The sequence below is a fragment of the Pseudomonas sp. Marseille-Q5117 genome (genome assembly GCF_946901175.1).
Taxonomy (GTDB): domain Bacteria; phylum Pseudomonadota; class Gammaproteobacteria; order Pseudomonadales; family Pseudomonadaceae; genus Aquipseudomonas; species Aquipseudomonas iranensis.
The window spans coordinates 1-17,538 of the sequence record NZ_CAMPPP010000019.1 but is presented as its reverse complement, the minus strand read 5'-3'; the positions used below and the strand labels follow the sequence as shown (position 1 = coordinate 17,538).

General features: G+C 61.0%; 15 protein-coding genes. 4 read left to right on the top strand and 11 right to left on the bottom strand.

Features of this window, described 5'->3' with window-relative positions; all coding sequences use genetic code 11:
- The first annotated feature begins 192 nt into the window (after positions 1–192).
- Positions 193–1,422 carry a nucleoside recognition domain-containing protein gene (locus OC605_RS24125; RefSeq protein WP_262139956.1) on the top strand — a complete coding sequence of 410 codons (1,230 nt, stop codon included), beginning with the start codon at positions 193–195 and terminating at the stop codon, positions 1,420–1,422.
- Positions 1,423–1,538: 116 nt separating this feature from the next.
- Here OC605_RS24125 and OC605_RS24120 read toward each other — a convergent pair whose 3' ends face one another.
- From OC605_RS24120 to OC605_RS24075, 10 genes are all read right to left on the bottom strand, one after another.
- On the bottom strand, positions 1,539–2,165 hold the full coding sequence (locus OC605_RS24120) for an ABC-type transport auxiliary lipoprotein family protein (protein ID WP_262139954.1): 627 nt from the start codon (positions 2,163–2,165) through the stop codon (positions 1,539–1,541).
- Entirely contained in the window at positions 2,162–3,100 is a 939-nt protein-coding gene (locus OC605_RS24115) for an MlaD family protein (protein ID WP_016772359.1), read from the bottom strand. The genes OC605_RS24120 and OC605_RS24115 overlap by 4 nt, the downstream gene beginning before the upstream one ends.
- A gap of 1 nt (position 3,101) precedes the next feature.
- Positions 3,102–3,905, bottom strand: coding sequence for an ABC transporter ATP-binding protein (locus OC605_RS24110; RefSeq protein ID WP_262139952.1), 804 nt, complete (start codon positions 3,903–3,905; stop codon positions 3,102–3,104).
- Positions 3,902–5,050, bottom strand: a complete 1,149-nt coding sequence (locus tag OC605_RS24105; RefSeq protein ID WP_071173944.1) for an ABC transporter permease — start codon at positions 5,048–5,050, stop codon at positions 3,902–3,904. Before OC605_RS24105 ends, OC605_RS24110 begins: the two co-directional genes overlap by 4 nt.
- A 54-nt stretch (positions 5,051–5,104) precedes the next feature.
- Positions 5,105–6,133, bottom strand: coding sequence for a DUF2914 domain-containing protein (locus tag OC605_RS24100; RefSeq protein WP_262139950.1), 1,029 nt, complete (start codon positions 6,131–6,133; stop codon positions 5,105–5,107).
- A 211-nt stretch (positions 6,134–6,344) separates the two neighbouring features.
- Positions 6,345–7,739 (bottom strand): M16 family metallopeptidase, encoded by a 1,395-nt coding sequence (locus OC605_RS24095; RefSeq protein ID WP_262139948.1) that lies wholly within the window; start codon positions 7,737–7,739, stop codon positions 6,345–6,347.
- A gap of 176 nt (positions 7,740–7,915) precedes the next feature.
- The gene (locus OC605_RS24090) at positions 7,916–9,574 is read right to left on the bottom strand and encodes a Na/Pi cotransporter family protein (RefSeq protein ID WP_133335438.1); all 1,659 of its coding nucleotides are present in this window, start codon (positions 9,572–9,574) and stop codon (positions 7,916–7,918) included.
- Between the two features lie 369 nt (positions 9,575–9,943).
- On the bottom strand, positions 9,944–10,711 hold the full coding sequence (locus tag OC605_RS24085) for a TerC family protein (RefSeq protein WP_122698793.1): 768 nt from the start codon (positions 10,709–10,711) through the stop codon (positions 9,944–9,946).
- Positions 10,712–10,795: 84 nt separating this feature from the next.
- On the bottom strand, positions 10,796–12,103 hold the full coding sequence (locus OC605_RS24080; protein WP_016772365.1) for a CitMHS family transporter: 1,308 nt from the start codon (positions 12,101–12,103) through the stop codon (positions 10,796–10,798).
- Between the two features lie 403 nt (positions 12,104–12,506).
- On the bottom strand, positions 12,507–12,833 hold the full coding sequence (locus OC605_RS24075; RefSeq protein ID WP_217879091.1) for a DOPA 4,5-dioxygenase family protein: 327 nt from the start codon (positions 12,831–12,833) through the stop codon (positions 12,507–12,509).
- 81 nt (positions 12,834–12,914) lie between these two features.
- Here OC605_RS24075 and OC605_RS24070 point away from each other — a divergent pair, with 81 nt between their 5' ends.
- The gene (locus OC605_RS24070; protein ID WP_041476500.1) at positions 12,915–13,580 is read left to right on the top strand and encodes an NAD(P)-dependent oxidoreductase; all 666 of its coding nucleotides are present in this window, start codon (positions 12,915–12,917) and stop codon (positions 13,578–13,580) included.
- Positions 13,581–13,625: 45 nt separating this feature from the next.
- Here the strand turns inward: OC605_RS24070 and OC605_RS24065 are convergent, their stop codons facing one another.
- On the bottom strand, positions 13,626–14,576 hold the full coding sequence (locus OC605_RS24065; RefSeq protein ID WP_016772368.1) for a choline sulfate utilization transcriptional regulator: 951 nt from the start codon (positions 14,574–14,576) through the stop codon (positions 13,626–13,628).
- A gap of 114 nt (positions 14,577–14,690) precedes the next feature.
- Between OC605_RS24065 and betC the strand changes: the two genes are divergently transcribed.
- Together betC and choX are read left to right on the top strand one after the other, a co-directional pair.
- Positions 14,691–16,205: a choline-sulfatase gene (betC, locus tag OC605_RS24060; RefSeq protein WP_262139942.1), complete on the top strand. Its 1,515-nt coding sequence runs from the start codon at positions 14,691–14,693 to the stop codon at positions 16,203–16,205.
- A 16-nt stretch (positions 16,206–16,221) separates the two neighbouring features.
- Entirely contained in the window at positions 16,222–17,142 is a 921-nt protein-coding gene (gene choX, locus OC605_RS24055) for a choline ABC transporter substrate-binding protein (RefSeq protein ID WP_262139940.1), read from the top strand.
- The last annotated feature ends 396 nt before the right edge of the window (positions 17,143–17,538 follow it).

The following is a 17,538-nucleotide window of genomic DNA, read 5'->3' as shown; positions in this document are numbered from 1 at the left end:
AGGCTGCGATCTATTGATCTTGCTTTTAAAAAACAAAATCAAAAGATCGCAGCCTTCGGCAGCTCCTACAGTAGATTGGCGTCACCCGGTGAATCGGTGGCAGCAGATCCAGACAAACCCCGGAGCAATCCGGGGTTTGTCGTTTCTGACGACCCCGCTATCATTCGCCGCATTCTTCGGGGGATTTGACTGATGCTTAATGGCCTGTGGCTTGGCTTCTTCATCGTGGCAGCCGTGTCGGCGCTGGCGCAGTGGCTGATCGGCGGCAACGCCGGGATCTTCGCGGCGATGGTGGAAAGCATTTTCGCCATGGCCAAGCTGTCGGTCGAAGTCATGGTGCTGCTGTTCGGCACCCTCACCCTGTGGCTGGGCTTTCTGCGCATCGCCGAAAAGGCCGGGATCGTCGAGTGGCTGGCCAAGGTCCTCGGCCCGCTGTTTCTGCGGCTGATGCCGGAAGTCCCGCCCGGCCACCCTGCCCTTGGCCTGATCACGCTGAATTTCGCCGCCAACGGTCTGGGCCTGGACAACGCCGCCACGCCGATCGGCCTGAAAGCCATGAAAGCGCTGCAGGAGCTGAACCCCAGCGCCACCATCGCCAGCAACGCGCAGATTCTGTTTCTGGTGCTCAATGCCTCGTCGCTGACCCTGCTGCCCGTGACCATCTTCATGTACCGCGCCCAGCAAGGCGCGCCGGATCCGACGCTGGTGTTCCTGCCGATTCTGCTGGCGACCAGTTGCTCGACCATTGTCGGTTTCCTTTCCGTAGCCTTCATGCAACGCCTGCGCATCTGGGACCCGGTGGTGCTCGCCTATCTGCTGCCCGGCGCGCTGATCCTTGGCGGCTTCATGGCCCTGCTCGGCACGCTTTCCGCGACAGCGCTGGCGGGATTGTCGTCGATCCTCGGCAATCTCACGCTGTTCGGCTTGATCATGCTGTTTTTGCTGATCGGCGCGCTGCGTAAGGTCAAGGTGTACGAAGCGTTCGTCGAAGGCGCGAAAGAAGGCTTCGATGTGGCGAAAAACCTGCTGCCGTATCTGGTGGCGATGCTCTGTGCGGTTGGCGTATTGCGCGCGTCTGGTGCGCTGGATTTCGGCCTGGACGGTATTCGCTATCTGGTCGAGTGGGCCGGCTGGGACACGCGCTTCGTCGATGCGCTGCCGACGGCGATGGTCAAACCGTTCTCCGGCAGCGCCGCACGGGCGATGCTGATCGAGACCATGCAGACTTCCGGCGTCGACAGCTTCCCGGCGCTGGTCGCGGCGACGGTGCAGGGCAGTACCGAAACTACGTTCTATGTGCTGGCGGTGTACTTCGGCGCGGTGGGCATTCAGCGCGCACGGCACGCGGTGGGGTGTGCGTTGCTGGCGGAGTTTGCCGGAGTGGTGGGCGCTATCGGGGTCTGCTACTGGTTCTTCGGCTGAGCAAAATTCCCATGTGGGAGCGAGCCTGCTCGCGAAGACGGAGTGTCAGTCAACGCTTAAGTGACTGATACACCGCTTTCGCGAGCAGGCTCGCTCCCACAGGGATTGTGTTGGGCTTAAGGCCTTTGGGGGGCCAGTTTCTGGCCTTGCTCCACAGCCCAGGCGACGACCTTGGCCGTAAGGCGATCACTGGCCTGGCCAAACCCGGCCACCACCGCTGGCACCTGCACTTCATTTAACGGTTGACGCTCTTCGAAGCGGCGGCTGGCGAGAATTCGCTGGTCATAACCACGTACCAACAGCGCATCGATCCGCACCACAACGCCGGCCTGGGTGCCCTGATATTCCGTCTGAAACGCCTGCAAACTGCCGCCCAGTTCCAGATCCGCCTGGAAGTTGCTGTCGTCGGTGCTCAGCAACGTCACTCTGCCGTCACGCTGAAATCCATCGAGCAGGCGATTGCGCAGCAGCACCGGCGCCGGATCACTCCAGCGCGAGCCCTTGTAGCTGCTGATCACATCGCCCTGCGGGATAACGGCAATGCTCGGCCGGTTCAGTGCTTCGCTGGCCTGCAATTTATTCAAGCGCAGCGACCACGATTGCGTCGCCGCCGGGCTGGCCGAGGCGGGCGCTTGGGCGGCGGGCAGGCGGTAGACATCCGAAGGTTCCGACTTGGGCAAGATCGAGCACGCGCCGATGAGGGTCAGGCCAGCGCCGAGCAGGGCGATTCGAGTCAGCTTCATGGGGTGAATTCCTTGTTCTTGTCGCTGCCCAGCAGGTAGCCGCTGGGGTTGGCCTCGAGGCGTTGGGAAATGGCGCGCAGCGAGGTCAGCGTCTCGCGCAGTTCGCGAATCGCCGGGGCCAGGCCGTTGAGGCCCTGCATGCCGTTATCCAGCGAATTCTGGTTTTTGCTGAGCAAGCCGTTGATGGTCACGCTGCTTTGCTCCAGCGACTTCATCGCCTGTTCGGCACTGCCCAAGGCCTGCTTGCCCTGATCGTTAAGCAGGCCGTTGGCGTTGCGCATCAGCAGTGAGGTCTGCTCGAGCATGCTGCCGGCCTGTTTGCCGACGGTCGCCAGTTGCTGCATGGCTTGTTTGATGTCGCCGCGCTGGTCGTTGATGGTGCCGGTGGTCTGTTCCAGATGGGCGAGGGTCTTGCTCACGCGCTCGACGTTTTCCGCGGAGAACATGTGGTTGGCGTTTTGCAGCAGGGCGCTGATGCCGGTCATCAAGTCGCTGCTGTCGTTGAGCAGACGCGAGATAGGCGAGGGCGAGGCGACCAGAGTTGGCAGCTTGCCGTCATGCCCGCGCAGTTTCGGGCTCTCGGGTGTGCCGCCGCTGAGCTGAATGATCGACGTGCCAGTAATGCCGGTCAGTGCCAGTTTGGCCTGGGTGTCTTCCTTGACCGGCGTGTCGCCCGCCAGACGAATCCGCGCCAGCACCCGGCGCGGGTCCTGCGGGTCGAGGCGCAGGCTGACCACGTCACCGACCTTGATCCCGCTGTACTGCACCGAGCTGCCCTTGGACAGACCGCTGACCGCCTCGTTGAACACCACTTCGTAATCCTTGAACTCGGTGTCGACGCTGGATTTGGCCAAAAACAGGCCGAAGAGCAGGGCGCCGGCCACGACGATCACCGTGAACAGGCCGATCAACACATGATGGGCTCGGGTTTCCATATCAGACCTCGTTGAGCAATTTGGCGGCGTCCAGCGCCGAGCGGCCGCGCGGGCCGTGGAAGTATTCGTGAATCCACGCGTCGGCGGTTTCCGAGACGTCGTCGATAGGGCCGGCAACCAGCACTTTCTTCTGCGCCAGCACCGCCACGCGATCGGTGATGGTGTACAACGTGTCGAGGTCGTGGGTGACCAGAAACACACTCAGACCCAACGCATCACGCAGGGTCAGGATCAATTGATCGAACTGCGCCGCGCCAATCGGATCGAGGCCGGCGGTGGGTTCGTCGAGAAACAGAATGTCCGGATCCAGCGCCAGGGCCCGCGCCAGCGCCGCACGCTTGATCATGCCGCCGGACAGCGACGCCGGGTATTTGTCCGCCGCCGACAACGGCAGCCCGGCCAGCGCCAGTTTCACCGCCGCCAGATGCTCGGCGTCGTGACGGCTGAGGCCGGCGTGCTCGATAAGGGGCAGGGCGACGTTCTCGGTCACGGTCAGCGAGGAAAACAGCGCGCCTTTCTGGAACAACACACCGAAGCGCCTTTCGATCAGCGAGCGTTCATGCTCGGGCAGATTCGGCAGGTTCTGGCCGAAGACCTTGACCATGCCCTCGCTGGGCCGATTCAGCCCGACAATGCTGCGCAGCAGCACCGATTTACCGGTACCGGAGCCACCGACCACGGCGAGGATTTCGCCTTTGTACACGTCCAGATCAAGCCTTTCGTGCACGCTCTGCGGGCCGAAGCGATTGCACAGGCCACGGACTTCGATCACCGCCTCCGAGGGCGCGCGGGGTAGACGACTCACCAGCCCATCTCCATGAAAAACAGCGCAGCCACCGCATCGAGCACGATCACCACGAAAATCGACTGCACCACGCTGGAGGTGGTGTGCGCGCCGACCGATTCGGCGCTGCCGCTGACCTTGAAACCTTCCAGGCAACCAATTGCCGCGATCAGGAAGGCGAAGATCGGCGCCTTCACCAGCCCGACCAGAAAATGCTGAATGCCGATGTCCGATTGCAGCAGCGACAGGAACATTGCCGGCGAGATGTCCAGCGACACCGCGCAGACCACACCGCCGCCGACGATCCCCGAGAGCATCGCCAGAAACGTCAGCATCGGCAGCGCCACCAGCAGCGCCAGCACGCGCGGCACCACCAGCAATTCGATCGGGTCGAGGCCGAGAGTACGGATCGCGTCGATTTCTTCGTTGGCCTTCATCGAGCCGATCTGTGCGGTAAAAGCACTGGCGGTGCGCCCGGCCATCAGGATCGCCGTGAGCAGCACGCCGAATTCGCGCAGGAACGAGAAGCCGACCAGATCCACGGTAAAAATCGTCGCGCCGAAACTGGCCAGCACTGTGGCGCCAAGAAACGCCACCACCGCGCCGACTAGAAACGTCAGCAAGGCCACGATCGGCGCGGCATCGAGGCCGGTCTGCTCGATGTGCGCGATCATCGGTGTGATGCGCCAGCGCTTGGGCCGCAACAGACCACGGGCGATGACTTCAAGGATCAGGCCGACGAAGCCGAGCAGTTGCAGCGTGTCGGTCCAGACCTTGTCCACCGCGCGGCCAATGCGCGTCAGCAGTTGCACGCTGACGCTGATTTCCGGCTCCTTGATCGGCACGCAGAAATCGCTCAGCGAGCAGTACACGGTTTGCAGCAAGGCGCGGTCGGCAGTTGAAAGGGTGCAATCGGGGTGTTCGGCGGTTTTGCCCAAGCGCTCGGAACCGAGCAGCTCGACCAGCAACGAGGCGCCGGCGGTGTCGAGGGCACCGAGGCCGTTCAGATCGATGGAAGTGTTGGCGTCGTACTGGCCGCGGAGCTTTTCGCTCAGATGCTTGAGCGCGGTGTAGTGGGCGAGCGTCCAGTCGCCGCTGACCCGCAGGCGGGCAGGGCTGAACGCGGTGTCCAGGTGGGCACTGCCGGGGGTTGGGCTGCTGGTCATAAGCTCCGTGCTTGTACGGCCGTTACGAGATCCTACGTAATAGCACGAACCGGATTACTTTTCTTTGGCCGGTGTGCTGTCGGTAATTGCGAAACGCAGCACGCCGATCAACTGCCCGTCCTCGGTCAGCACCCGCACCTGCCACTTGCCCGCCGGGTTGCCGGGGAAATTCTGCTTGTGCGTCCACGCCCGGTAGCCTTCCTTGCGCCCGCCATGGATGTCGAGGGCGATGCGGTCGACCTCTTTGCCGTTGAAGGTCCACACGTGATAAATCCGCTCGTCGAGACCGCGCGGCGCGTTGATCGCAGTGTAGGCGTAGAGCCCGCCGCTGCGGATCTGCTCGGCGCTGACGGTTTCGAGGCTGGCGCCGGGGGTGCGATCCTGCAGCTGCGTGCTGATCGCTACGTCGGTCATCCACAGCGTTGCCGGTGGCACCCACGAACGCAGCGCCCAACCGACGCCGCCGATGCCGACTGTGATGAACAGAATCGCCAGGGCGTTGCGCAGGGTGCGAATCGGGAAGATCGACGCCAGGCTCGGGAACGAAAGCAGCACGGCAATCCCCAGCGCCCATTTGAAACTCTGCGCGGTGGTCAGGTGCATGATCACCGGCAGCGCAGTGAGCAGGGCGGCGAACAGGGTCAGGGTGTGCAGCGCGAGAAACGCCCAGCGCCGTGGCGCCAGCCATTTGTAGTACAGCGGATCGACGATAGAGATCAGTGCAGCAACGCTGAGCAGGCCGGTGAAGACAAACTGGCCGCTGTTCCACGTGGTGGTGATGAAGAAGAACGGCAGAACGAAAAACAGGCTTTCCTGATGGATCATCTGCGTCGCGTAGCGCAGCAGCGGCTGGGGAATCTCGCGTTTAAAGATTCTCGTGAACAGGCCGGTGAGGGTGTTTTCCAGCATCAGCCAGATCCAGCTGAGCAGCATGATCACCGTGATCCAGCTGGCCAGCCCCTGTTGGCGATCGACGAGGATGAAACTGCCGACCCCGGAAATGAAACCACCCGCCGCGATCAACCCGGGGTAGCGCTTCATCAGCTCGAGAAGGCGCTGGATAAGGAGGGTCAGTTTTGGCATTTTGGCGGTTCACGACGATAGGGGGAAAATCCCGGAAAGGTTAACGCTGCATGCCCCCTGTGGCGAGGGGATTTATCCCCGAACGGCGGCGCCGCCGTCGCAGAGCCTGCAAGCGAATTTTGTCTGGCTATACAGAGCTGCCCTTATTGGGGCTGCTGCGCAGCCCATCGGGGATAAATCCCCTCGCCACAGGTGCTCACTCACCACAGGATTAATGGCTTCCGGCAATTTTGTGGCGACGATGCAGGCGCCAGCCGATCACGATCAGCAGCAACAATCCGATTCCACCAGCGACCAGCCACAACACCTGATCATCACTGATCAACGGCTTCTCGATCCGGATATACCCCGGCTGCAACAGCAGCTCGCGCATCGCCTTGTTCGCCGCTTCCAGCGTCACCCCTTGCAACTCCCGCGCGGGATTGGCAAAGCGGCCATCCTGATAGTCGGCCAACGCGCTCCAGTAATAGTCGGCCAGTGCGCTGTTGCCCTGCACGGCCCAGGCCTGGTGAGCAATGGCGGCTTGTTTGATCCGGGCAAAGGTGCTCGGGTCGAGGCCGTTTTTCAGCAGGTCGGCCTTGAGGTCTTCAAGCACTTGAATGGCTTCGTCGACGTCATCGCGATCCAGGTCAGCGTTGAGGCTCATGAAACCGACACCGCCGAACACTTCACGCTCGGCCCACGGCCCGTACGACAAGCCATGGTTGAGACGAATCTGCCGGTACAGCGCCCAGTCGAGGTAATCCTTGAGAATGTCGAACGTCTGATCGTACTGATCGTCGAGCACCGGTTCCGGCACCAGCCAGTGCAGCTTGGCGCTGTCGCCGACAAAGCCACGGGTGAGGGTGCGCTCATGGGCGGCGCTGGTGCGGATGTTCGGCAGCGCGCGGTGTTCGGTAGGCTCGACCGGCTCCAGCTCACCCCAGGTACGCTCGAGATAGGCTGGCAGCAGTTTGTCGAGTTCGCCGACGACGATCAGGGTCATGTTGTTCGGCGCGTACCAGGCTTTGCGCACCTTCTCCAATTGCTCCTGGGTCAGATGGCCGACTTCGGCACGCTGCGGGCATTTCAGTCCCAGCTCGACAGCCAGTTGATTGCTCGCGGTATGACCGAGGTCCTGACGGTCGAGGAAACGTTGCAGCCTTGTGTAATGCCCGCCGTCCTCACGCTCGACCACCCGTTTCGCCGCGTTGATTGCGTTGTCGTCGATGCGTGTCTGGGTCAGCAGCGCGAGCAGCAGGTCGAGCACCTTGCGCTGGTTTTTCGCCGGGGCTTCGATGACGAACGTGGTGTCGGCATTGCTGGTGAACGCATTCCAGTCCCCGCCCAGCGCCTGCATGCGTTCTTCCAGACCGCCTTCGCCGGTGGCGTCGATACCGCTGAACAGCAGGTGTTCGAGCAAATGCGGCAGCTCTTTTTCGTCGCAGCCAAAATCATCGAGGCCGACGCCGACCACCAGCCGGATCGCCACATGCCCGCGTTCGGTGCCGGGTTTGAGCATCAGTTGCAAACCGTTGGGCAGCGCATAGCCTTCGACCTGAAACCGATCCAGGGCAAAGGCGGGCAGGGAACCGAGCAACAGACAGGCGAACAACAGGCAACGCATAACAGGCTTCCATACGGCTGATTTGGAGATCCGTGTCGTCAGTCAGGCCCCATCGCTGGCAAGCCAGCTCCCACAAGGATCTGCGGCGCTCACAAAACCCTGTGGGAGCTGGCTTTGCCAGCGATGACGGTCTCAAGGCTGAACCACTTTAACTGACTGGCCCCAGCCCCAGACGTTCAAGGCGAATGCGTAATGTCGGCCATGTCATCCACCGCCAGCGCGCCGGTGTCCGCCGTTTCCAGCACGACATAAGCGCTGCTGCAGAACAGCGAATTGAGCCGTTTCATGTCGGCGATCAACTCCAGATGCAGCGAGCTGGTCTCCAGGCTCTGCACGATCTTGCGTTGCAAACGGCTGACATGTGCGTGGGCCAGACGCCGTTCCTGCGCACGAAAGCGGCGTTTCTCCCGCAGCAGCTGCCGCGCGCTCTCGCGGTCGCCACTGAGAAACACCGACAGGCCCAGGCGCAGGTTGGCGATCAGTTGCTGTTGCAGCCCGGCAAGATCTTCCAGGCCTTCTTCGGAAAACGAACGACGCTGCGAAGTCTTCTGCTGCTGGATCTTGCGCAGCATTCGCTCGATCAGGTCGGCGGCGAGCTTCAGGTTGATCGCCAGTTCGATGATCTCGGCCCAGCGCCGACTGTCCTGCTCGCCGAGATCCTCGCGGGGCATCTGCGCCAGATAAAGCTTGATCGCGCTGTACAGCGCTTCGACGTCATCGGTCAGGCGGCGCATCTCCTGGGTGACGGCGGTCTGCTTGCCGCGCAGCACGTCGAGGGAGGCGTCGAGCATGTTGTCGAGCAGATCGCCCATGCGCAGGGTTTCCCGCGCGGCATTGGCCAGCGCCAGGCTCGGCGTGACCAGCGCGGTCGGGTCGAGATGGCGCGGCTTGGCGGTGCCGTTGACCTCCGGCCGCTCTGGCAGCAGCCACGCACAAAGCCGCGCCATCGGCCCGACGCTGGGCAGCAGGATCAGGCAGCGCGCGGTGTTGTAGAGCAGGTGGAAGCCGATGACCATTTCCTGCGGGCTGAAATCAAGGCTGTCGATCCAGTGCACCAGCGGGTCGAGCACCGGGATGATCAGCAGCAGGCCGATCAGTTTGTACAACAGACTGCCCAGCGCAACCTGGCGGCCGGCGGCGTTCTGCATGCTGGTGCTCATGAAGGCAAGGATGCCGCTGCCGATGTTGGCGCCGATCACCAGACCGATCGCCACCGGCAAGCTGATCACCGCAGCCCCGGCCAGCGTGGCGGTGAGCAGCACGGCGGCGAGGCTGGAGTAGGAAATCATCGCAAACAGTGCGCCGACCAGGGCATCGAGGAGGATGTCGCCGGTCAGCGAGGCAAAAATCACCTTCACCCCTTGAGCGTGCGTAATCGGCGCGGCGGCCTCGACGATCAATTGCAGGGCGAGAATGATCAGCCCGAGACCAATCGACACCCGGCCCATCTGCCCGAGCCGCGTCTGTTTGCGCGACAGAAAGAAAATCACCCCGAGGAAAATCAGCAGCGGCGACAGCCACGACAGATCGAGGGTCAGCACCCGCGCCATCAACGCGGTACCGACATCGGCGCCCAGCATGGTCGCCAGCGCCGGGGTCAGCGCCATCAGACCTTGCCCGACAAACGAAGTGACCAGCATCGCCGTAGCGTTGCTGCTCTGCACCATGGCGGTGACGAGAATACCGGCGATGAACGCCAGCCATTTCTTCGACATGTTCTGGCCGATGACATGTCGCAGATTGGTGCCATAAACCCGCAGGATGCCGGTTCGGACGATGTGCGTGCCCCAGATCAACAGGGCGACGGCGGACAACAGATTGAGCAGGGTGAGCATGCAGACCCCCTGTAGTAGCAGCGCCCCAGAGGGGCAAGTGGACGGCACCGCGCGGTTTCTACGTTCTTGATACTTAAGCTGTAGTTGGCGAACGGCCTCGGCGCCAGCATTGCACAGCTAAAGAGTGGATTGAAACAAAAGTGTCATGAGAAGCGCTTCATACACTCCCACTTAAATCGACGCCGCCCCTGTGGGAGCTGGCTTGCCAGCTCCCACAGGGTCCGCGGTGCCTGAATGCTGCACAAACAAATGTGGGAGCGAGCCTGCTCGCGAAAGCGGGGGATCAGCCAACATGGTTGTCGACTGACACTCCGTTTTCGCGAGCAGGCTCGCTCCCACAGGGGTATTGCCTGCGTCTGGATTACCCGGTTACTGGCCCGGAACATCCTTGCGCAGTTTCACCGGATCCTGCTGCTGTCTCTTCTTGGCCATCGCGCCGCGCAGTTTGATGTTGATCGCTTCCACCGCCAGCGAGAACGCCATGGCGAAGTAGACGTAGCCTTTTGGCACGTGCACGTCGAACGATTCGGCGATCAGCACGGTACCGACCACCAGCAGGAAGGACAGGGCGAGCATTTTCAGCGACGGGTGCTTGTCGATGAATTCGCTGATCTTGCCCGAGGCCAGCATCATCACCAGCACTGCCACGACGATCGCCGCGACCATGACCGGAACGTGGGAGACCATGCCGACGGCGGTGATCACCGAGTCCAGCGAGAAGACGATATCGATGATCGCGATCTGGATGATGGTGTACAGGAAGTTGCCGCCCTTGCCCGACGGCGCGTCGTCGCTTTCGTCTTCGCCTTCCAGCGCGTGGTACATCTCCTGCGAACTCTTCCACAACAGGAACAGGCCACCGAAGAACAGGATCAGGTCGCGCCCGGAGATGCCCTGGCCGAACACTTCGAAAAGATCGGCAGTGAGGCGCATGACCCAGGTGATCGACAGCAGCAACAGGATCCGCGTGACCATGGCCAGGCCAAGACCGAAGATCCGCGTGCGCTGCTGCATGTGTTTGGGCATGCGGCTGACCAGGATCGAAATCATGATGATGTTATCGATACCGAGGACGATTTCCAGGGCGGTCAGGGTAAAGAAGGCAACCCAGATTTCGGGGTTGGTCAGCCAATCCATGTGTATTCCTTTGAGCAATTGTTGAACCGAAAAAGGTCCGGGCTTCAAACCGCGAAGCCGGACCCGTAACGGTGAGTCTTGGGCTTATAGAGTGCTGAACATCGGGAAAGTCCCCAACAGCAGTGCAGCAATCAGAATGCAGATGCACACCAGGATCGCCCATTTCAGGGTGAAACGCTGGTGATCACCGAAATCGATGCCGGCCAGCGCCACCAACAGATAGGTCGACGGCACCAACGGGCTCAGCAAGTGGACGGGCTGGCCGACGATCGAGGCACGGGCCATTTCCACCGCAGTGATCCCATAGTGGCTGGCCGCTTCGGTCAGCACCGGCAATACACCGTAATAGAACGCATCGTTGGACATGAAGAAGGTGAACGGCATGCTCACCAGTGCCGTGATCACCGCCAGGTACGGGCCGAGGAAATCCGGAATCACCGCCAACAGGCTCTTCGACATCGCATCGACCATGCCGGTGCCCGACAGGATACCGGTGAAGATACCCGCCGCAAAGATCAGCCCGACCACTGCCAGCACGCTGCCGGAATGCGCCGCGACACGATCTTTCTGCATTTGCAGGCATGGGTAGTTGACGATCATGGCGATACTGAACGCCACCATGAACAGCACCGGCAGCGGCAACAGGCCACCGATCAGCGTGCACATCAGGCCGAAAGTCAGTGCGGCGTTGAACCAGATCAGCTTCGGACGGCGTGCGTCAGGGAATTGCGAGACGCTGATTTCACTGTGATCGATCTCGTCGCCGACCAGATGCAGCTCGCCGAGACGGGCACGCTCACGCTTGCCGTAGAAGTAGGCAATCACCAGGATCGCCAAGACACCGGCGGCCATGGCCGGGATCATCGGTACGAAAATGTCCGACGGATCGACATGCAGGGCACTCGCCGCGCGGGCGGTCGGGCCGCCCCACGGGGTCATGTTCATCACGCCACCGGCGAGGATGATCAGACCGGCCATGATCCGCGGGCTCATGCCGATGCGGCTGTACAGCGGCAGCATGGCGGCCACACAGATCATGTAAGTGGTCGCGCCGTCACCATCGAGGGAAACGACGAGCGCCAGAACGGCGGTGCCGACCGAAACTTTCAACGGGTCGCCCTTGACCAGTTTGAGGATCTTGCGCACGGCCGGGTCGAACAGGCCGGAGTCGATCATCAGGGCGAAATACAGAATGGCGAACATCAACATCACGCCGGTCGGCGCCAGTTTGGTGATGCCTTCAAGCATCATCGGGCCGATCTTCGGCGCGAAACCACCGAACAGCGCGAACAGGATCGGGATGATGATCAGGGCGATCAGCGCGGACAGGCGCTTGGTCATGATCAGGAACATGAACGTGATGACCATGGCGAAGCCAAGGAAAGTCAGCATGGGAATACTCCAGGCGTAGCGCGGCTAATGGAATGAGCGGATCGGGCGGGATCAGCGCAGAACGGCAGGCGCGAGGCGTACGGGCGGAGTGACCAGCAGGAAGCGGGAGAAACGGCGGGTTGCAGAAGACATCAAAATCACCATTGTTGTTGTTAATTGGGCCGGGCCTGTGGAACAAACACAGGGCTTGGGCCAACCGGTCTGTTGCCGGGAGTGGGGCGATCCTAATCGGGGAAGCTTTCAGCTACCTTTCGCGAGCGAAAGCGATCAATGAATGATCAACCGGCGGTCGGATGCAACGACAGCCAATGAATACGGGGTTGGTAGCGATGCGGATAAACGGACAGTCAGCGCTGGCTGGCAGTCTGGACATATCCGTTATCAGTTCAGCGTCAGCATCTGGTTAAAAAATCGACAGATTCAGCGGCCGCACCGCGCCCATCCAGATCGCGTGTTCGGTGTGGTCAAGCAAGTCATCGCCAGTCTCCGGATGCAGGAATACCACCAGGCCCTTGCGGTTGAGCGCCAGCCATGGCAGCACTTCGCCGATCAGCTCGGGACCGAAAGCCAGTTGGCAGCTCCAGTCGGGATGGGGCCCCACCGGGCGTTCGTGCACGCGGCCCATTTTCAGCGCAAACAACTGCGCGGCCTGTTCGCACAAGGCCCGCGCCTGGTCGATGGTTTGCGCGTCGAAATAGACATGGGCGTGATAGCCCTTGATCCCTTGCATCGTGTCGCCTCTCAATCGGTTCGAACCCTTGGCTGTTTCCACCGTCACAGGTCATATAGGACAACTATAAGGAAAACAGCCATGAAAAATGCCGAGACCCCAGTGGTCAAAGTGGTGCTTTATGGTGCCATGGCCAGCTTGGGCGGTGCATTGATGGCTGAATTGCTGCGTCGCCAACACGAAGTCATCGCCATTCTCGACGATCTCACCGCACTTGCGCCGCGTCCGGGGTTGCGCACCAAGACCGGCGATCTGTTCGATGCCGAGCGGGTCAATCAAAGCGTCGCCGGAAGCTCGGCGGTGATCTGCCTGCTGGACGCTCCGGGGTTGCCGTTCAGCAGCGACCACGTTGAGCGCTCGGTGACGCTGGGGCCGGTGGAACAAGTGCTGGCAGTCGACGCCTTGGTCGAAGGTTTGCAACTGGCCAGCGTGCCGCGCCTGTTTCTGGTCGGCAACTTCGGTGTGCTCGACGAGCCTGACAATGACGAGCGTCTGCAACGTCACGCTGCCGAAGAAATCCTCGAGGCGGTACAAAGCAGCTCACTGCGCTGGACCTTGGTCAATGCGCCCCATGGCGTGGCCGGATTGACCATCGAGCACTTCAGTCAGGTCGGCGGCAATCTCGAACCGGGGCTGGCCGAACCGCTGGAACGCTTGAACCGTGTCGCGGTGGGCATCGCCGACGAGCTGCGGTTGAACCTGCATGTGGGGCAGCATGTGAATTTTGTGGCGGCTTCTGATTCGTAAAAGATCGTCCGGAGGCTCGGGCCGCGATCGACGACCTTTTGCTCTTCACACCGCAATCGAGGGCAGGGCCAGACCGTTGAGCGATTCGGCACTGCTGGCCTGTTCCGCCATTAACCAATCAACAAATTCCTGAATCAACGCCCCCCTACGTTTGCGTTGCGGCAACACCACGTAATACCCCAGCCGCGACAGCGTGGTTTCCGCCAGCGGCCGGCACAGCAAACCCTGCACCAGCAAGTTATCCACAAGGTGCCGCCAGCCAATCGCCACGCCTTGTCCGCCAATCGCCGCTTGAATCAGCAAGGTGTAATTGTCGAAGCGCAATTGCCCCGGCGCTGGCGGCGTAGTCAGGCCCAACTGACGAAACAAGCCACTCCAGTCGAACCAGTTGCTGCTGTTTTCCCCACGCAGATGCAACAGCGGAAATTCCAGCAGTGCCTGCGCGGGCAGCGGCAATGAACGCTCCTTGAGCAGCAGCGGACTGCACACCGGGAACACCTCTTCGCTGAACAGCCAGTGGCTCTCGCCCTGCTTGAATCGACCATCGCCAAACAGGATCGCCACGTCGATGTCGGTGCGCAGCATGTTGTGGTTGCGCTCGCTGGTGACCAGGCTGACATCGATATGCGGATTGGCCTCGTGAAAGCGGTGCAGGCGCGGCATCAGCCAATAAGCGGCGAAAGCGAAATCCGTGGCCACTTGCAGCACTTCATGTTGCTGCTGAGTGCTGATTGCGCTCAATCCTGCGTCGATATTCTGCAAACCGAGGGTAACTTGCTCGAACAACAGGGCGCCAACCTCTGTCAACTCGATACCCCGGTAAATCCGGTCGAACAGGCGCGTACCGAGCTGCTCTTCCAGACGTTTCATTTGCTGGCTGATCGCCGGCTGCGTGGTGCCAAGCTCCACCGCAGCAGCGGTAAAACTGCGATGGCGGGCCGCCGCTTCAAAAGCGCGCAGCAGATCGAGGGAGAGGTCACCGAGGGCGTCATACATAAGCTGTACTTATCCTAGTCATTGTCCGGCGCGGGCTTTACCGGAACAGGCATGAAATCCATGCTCAATCGCAGCACTCTCGCATAAATATTCAACATGGAATGCCGCGATCACATGAAGCGCAAGAACATTCTTTTCATCATGGCCGATCAAATGGCCGCGCCAATGTTGCCGTTCTACGGCCCATCGCCAATCAAACTGCCGAATCTGTCACGCCTCGCCGCCCAAGGCGTGGTGTTCGATGCTGCCTATTGCAACAGCCCGCTGTGCGCGCCGTCGCGTTTCACCCTGGTCAGTGGCCAGTTGCCGAGCAAGATCGGCGCCTACGACAACGCGGCCGATTTCCCCGCCGACATTCCCACTTACGCGCATTACCTGCGGCGTCTCGGCTACCGCACCGCGCTGTCGGGCAAGATGCATTTCTGTGGGCCGGACCAATTGCACGGTTATGAAGAACGCCTGACCAGCGATATCTATCCTGCCGATTACGGTTGGGCGGTGAACTGGGACGAGCCGGACGTAAGGCCGAGCTGGTATCACAACATGTCTTCGGTATTGCAGGCCGGGCCGTGCGTGCGCACCAATCAGCTGGATTTCGACGAAGAGGTGGTGTTCAAGGCGCAGCAATACCTGTTCGATCACATCCGCGAGGACGGCGACCAGCCATTCTGCCTGACTGTGTCGATGACCCACCCGCACGATCCGTACACGATTCCCAAGGCTTTCTGGGATCTGTATGACGATGCTGATATTCCGTTGCCTACAGCTTTGAACCAGGACCAACTCGATCCGCACTCGCAACGTCTGCTCAAGGTTTACGACCTGTGGGACAAGCCGCTGCCTGTGGATAAAATCCGCGATGCCCGTCGCGCCTACTTCGGCGCTTGCAGCTATATCGATGCCAATGTCGGCAAACTTGTGCAAACACTTGAGGAAACCGGGCTGATCGATGACACCATCATCGTCTTCTCCGGTGACCATGGCGACATGCTCGGCGAGAAGGGCCTCTGGTACAAAATGCACTGGTTCGAGATGGCCGCGCGGGTGCCGCTGCTGATCAGCGCACCGGGACAATTCGAGGCGGGCCGGGTCAGCGCCGCCGTATCCACCGCCGACCTGCTGCCGACGTTCGTGGATCTGGCCGGTGGCACGCTTGAGCCGGGCCTGCCATTAGACGGCCGTTCCTTGCTGCCACACCTGCAAGGGCAGGGCGGGCATGACGAGGTGTTCGGCGAATACATGGCCGAAGGCACTGTCAGCCCGCTGATGATGATCCGCCGGGGCGCCTACAAATTTATCTACAGCGAAAGCGACCCGTGCCTACTCTTCGATGTGGATAACGATCCGCGCGAAGAGGAGGAGCTGAGCCAATCGCCGCAACATCGTCAGCTGTTCGACGATTTTCTCTCTGAAGCGCGGGCCAAGTGGGACATTCCGGCGATCCACCGGGACGTACTGGCCAGCCAGCGCCGACGCCGTTTCGTCGCCGATGCGTTAACCATCGGCAAGCTGAAGAGCTGGGATCACCAGCCACTGGTCGATGCCAGTCAGCAGTACATGCGCAACCACATCGACCTTGATGATCTGGAGCGCAAGGCCCGTTATCCACAACCCTGCCAAAACCAATAACGTTAAGGGGAAGTCCATGCGCAAGTTATCCACAGCTGTCACCGTTGGCCTGATCGCATTGAGCAGCGCCTCGGCCTTCGCCGAGCAAAGTTGCGAAACCGTGAAAATGGCCGATCCGGGCTGGAGCGACATCGCCGCGACCAATGCCATCACCGGATTTCTGCTCGACGGCATGGGCTACAAGGCCAAGGTCGACACCCTCGCGGTGCCGATCACCTTTGGCGGCTTGAAGGATGGCCAGGTGGACGTATTCCTCGGCAACTGGATGCCGGCGCAGCAGGGCTTCTATGACAAGTTCGTCGCTACCGGCGATGTGACGCAATTGGCCAAAAACCTCGAAGGCACCGAATTCACCCTCGCCGTCCCCGACTATGTCTGGGAGGCGGGTGTGCATGATTTTGCCGACTTGAACAAATTTGCCGACAAGTTCGACAAGAAAATCTACGGAATCGGATCAGGCGCGCCGGCGAACATTTCGTTGCAGGAAATCATCAAGAAGAACGACTTCAACATGGGCCAGTGGAAGCTGATCGAGTCCAGCGAACAGGCGATGCTCGCCGAAGTGTCGCGGGCGGTGAAGAAACAGAAATTCGTCACCTTCCTCGGCTGGACCCCGCACCCGATGAACGTGCAGCTGAAAATGCGTTACCTCAAGGGCGGCGAAAAATACTTCGGCGACACCGGCAACGTTTTCACCCTGACCCGCAAGGGCTACGCCGAGACCTGCCCGAATGTGGGCAAGTTGCTGACCAATCTGGCGTTCACCCAGGACATGGAGAACAGCATCATGGCCGAGGTGGTGAACAAGAAGATCAGCAATGCCGAAGCGGCGAAGGCATGGATCAAGGCCAACCCGGCGGTGCTGGACAAGTGGCTGGATGGGGTGAAGACCGTGGATGGCAAGGATGCGTTGGTGGCGGTGAAGGCCAAGCTTTGATCTCAGGGTTGCTGGAATAGCGTTCGGCTGGAGATTTTTGCCCCCTCACCCCAGCCCTCTCCCCTAAGGGGGCGAGGGGGAAAGGGAGCCGATCGCTGTTGAATCAAAACTTGCGTTCAACGCCGAAATCGCAGGTCGGTGAATCTTCAACAAACAGCTCGGTCAGTCCCCTCTCCCTCAGGGAGAGGGCTAGGGTGAGGGCTTTTACACCTGACACCCTGATAACCTTGAACAAAACCCCAACCGCGAGGACCCATGGCCCTACCCAGCCGCCATTCACTTTTTCCTTTCCTGAGCTGGTTGCCACGGCAAACCCGCGCCAGCGTCGGGCGGGACCTGATCGTCGGCCTCAGCGGTGCGATTCTCGCCTTACCCCAGTCGATTGCCTACGCACTG

Excerpts from the sequence above, each read along its gene's own strand:
- OC605_RS24080 (WP_016772365.1), bottom strand. The coding sequence starts at position 12,103 with ATGCTGACTTTCCTTGGCTTCGCCATGGTCATCACGTTCATGTTCCTG.
- OC605_RS24100 (WP_262139950.1), bottom strand. The coding sequence starts at position 6,133 with ATGCCAAAACTGACCCTCCTTATCCAGCGCCTTCTCGAGCTGATGAAG.
- betC (WP_262139942.1), top strand. The coding sequence starts at position 14,691 with ATGAAGCGCAAGAACATTCTTTTCATCATGGCCGATCAAATGGCCGCG.
- OC605_RS24125 (WP_262139956.1), top strand. The coding sequence starts at position 193 with ATGCTTAATGGCCTGTGGCTTGGCTTCTTCATCGTGGCAGCCGTGTCG.
- OC605_RS24085 (WP_122698793.1), bottom strand. The coding sequence starts at position 10,711 with ATGGATTGGCTGACCAACCCCGAAATCTGGGTTGCCTTCTTTACCCTG.
- OC605_RS24065 (WP_016772368.1), bottom strand. The coding sequence starts at position 14,576 with ATGTATGACGCCCTCGGTGACCTCTCCCTCGATCTGCTGCGCGCTTTT.
- OC605_RS24095 (WP_262139948.1), bottom strand. The coding sequence starts at position 7,739 with ATGCGTTGCCTGTTGTTCGCCTGTCTGTTGCTCGGTTCCCTGCCCGCC.
- OC605_RS24075 (WP_217879091.1), bottom strand. The coding sequence starts at position 12,833 with ATGCAAGGGATCAAGGGCTATCACGCCCATGTCTATTTCGACGCGCAA.
- OC605_RS24105 (WP_071173944.1), bottom strand. The coding sequence starts at position 5,050 with ATGACCAGCAGCCCAACCCCCGGCAGTGCCCACCTGGACACCGCGTTC.
- OC605_RS24070 (WP_041476500.1), top strand. The coding sequence starts at position 12,915 with ATGAAAAATGCCGAGACCCCAGTGGTCAAAGTGGTGCTTTATGGTGCC.
- choX (WP_262139940.1), top strand. The coding sequence starts at position 16,222 with ATGCGCAAGTTATCCACAGCTGTCACCGTTGGCCTGATCGCATTGAGC.
- OC605_RS24120 (WP_262139954.1), bottom strand. The coding sequence starts at position 2,165 with ATGAAGCTGACTCGAATCGCCCTGCTCGGCGCTGGCCTGACCCTCATC.
- OC605_RS24090 (WP_133335438.1), bottom strand. The coding sequence starts at position 9,574 with ATGCTCACCCTGCTCAATCTGTTGTCCGCCGTCGCCCTGTTGATCTGG.
- OC605_RS24115 (WP_016772359.1), bottom strand. The coding sequence starts at position 3,100 with ATGGAAACCCGAGCCCATCATGTGTTGATCGGCCTGTTCACGGTGATC.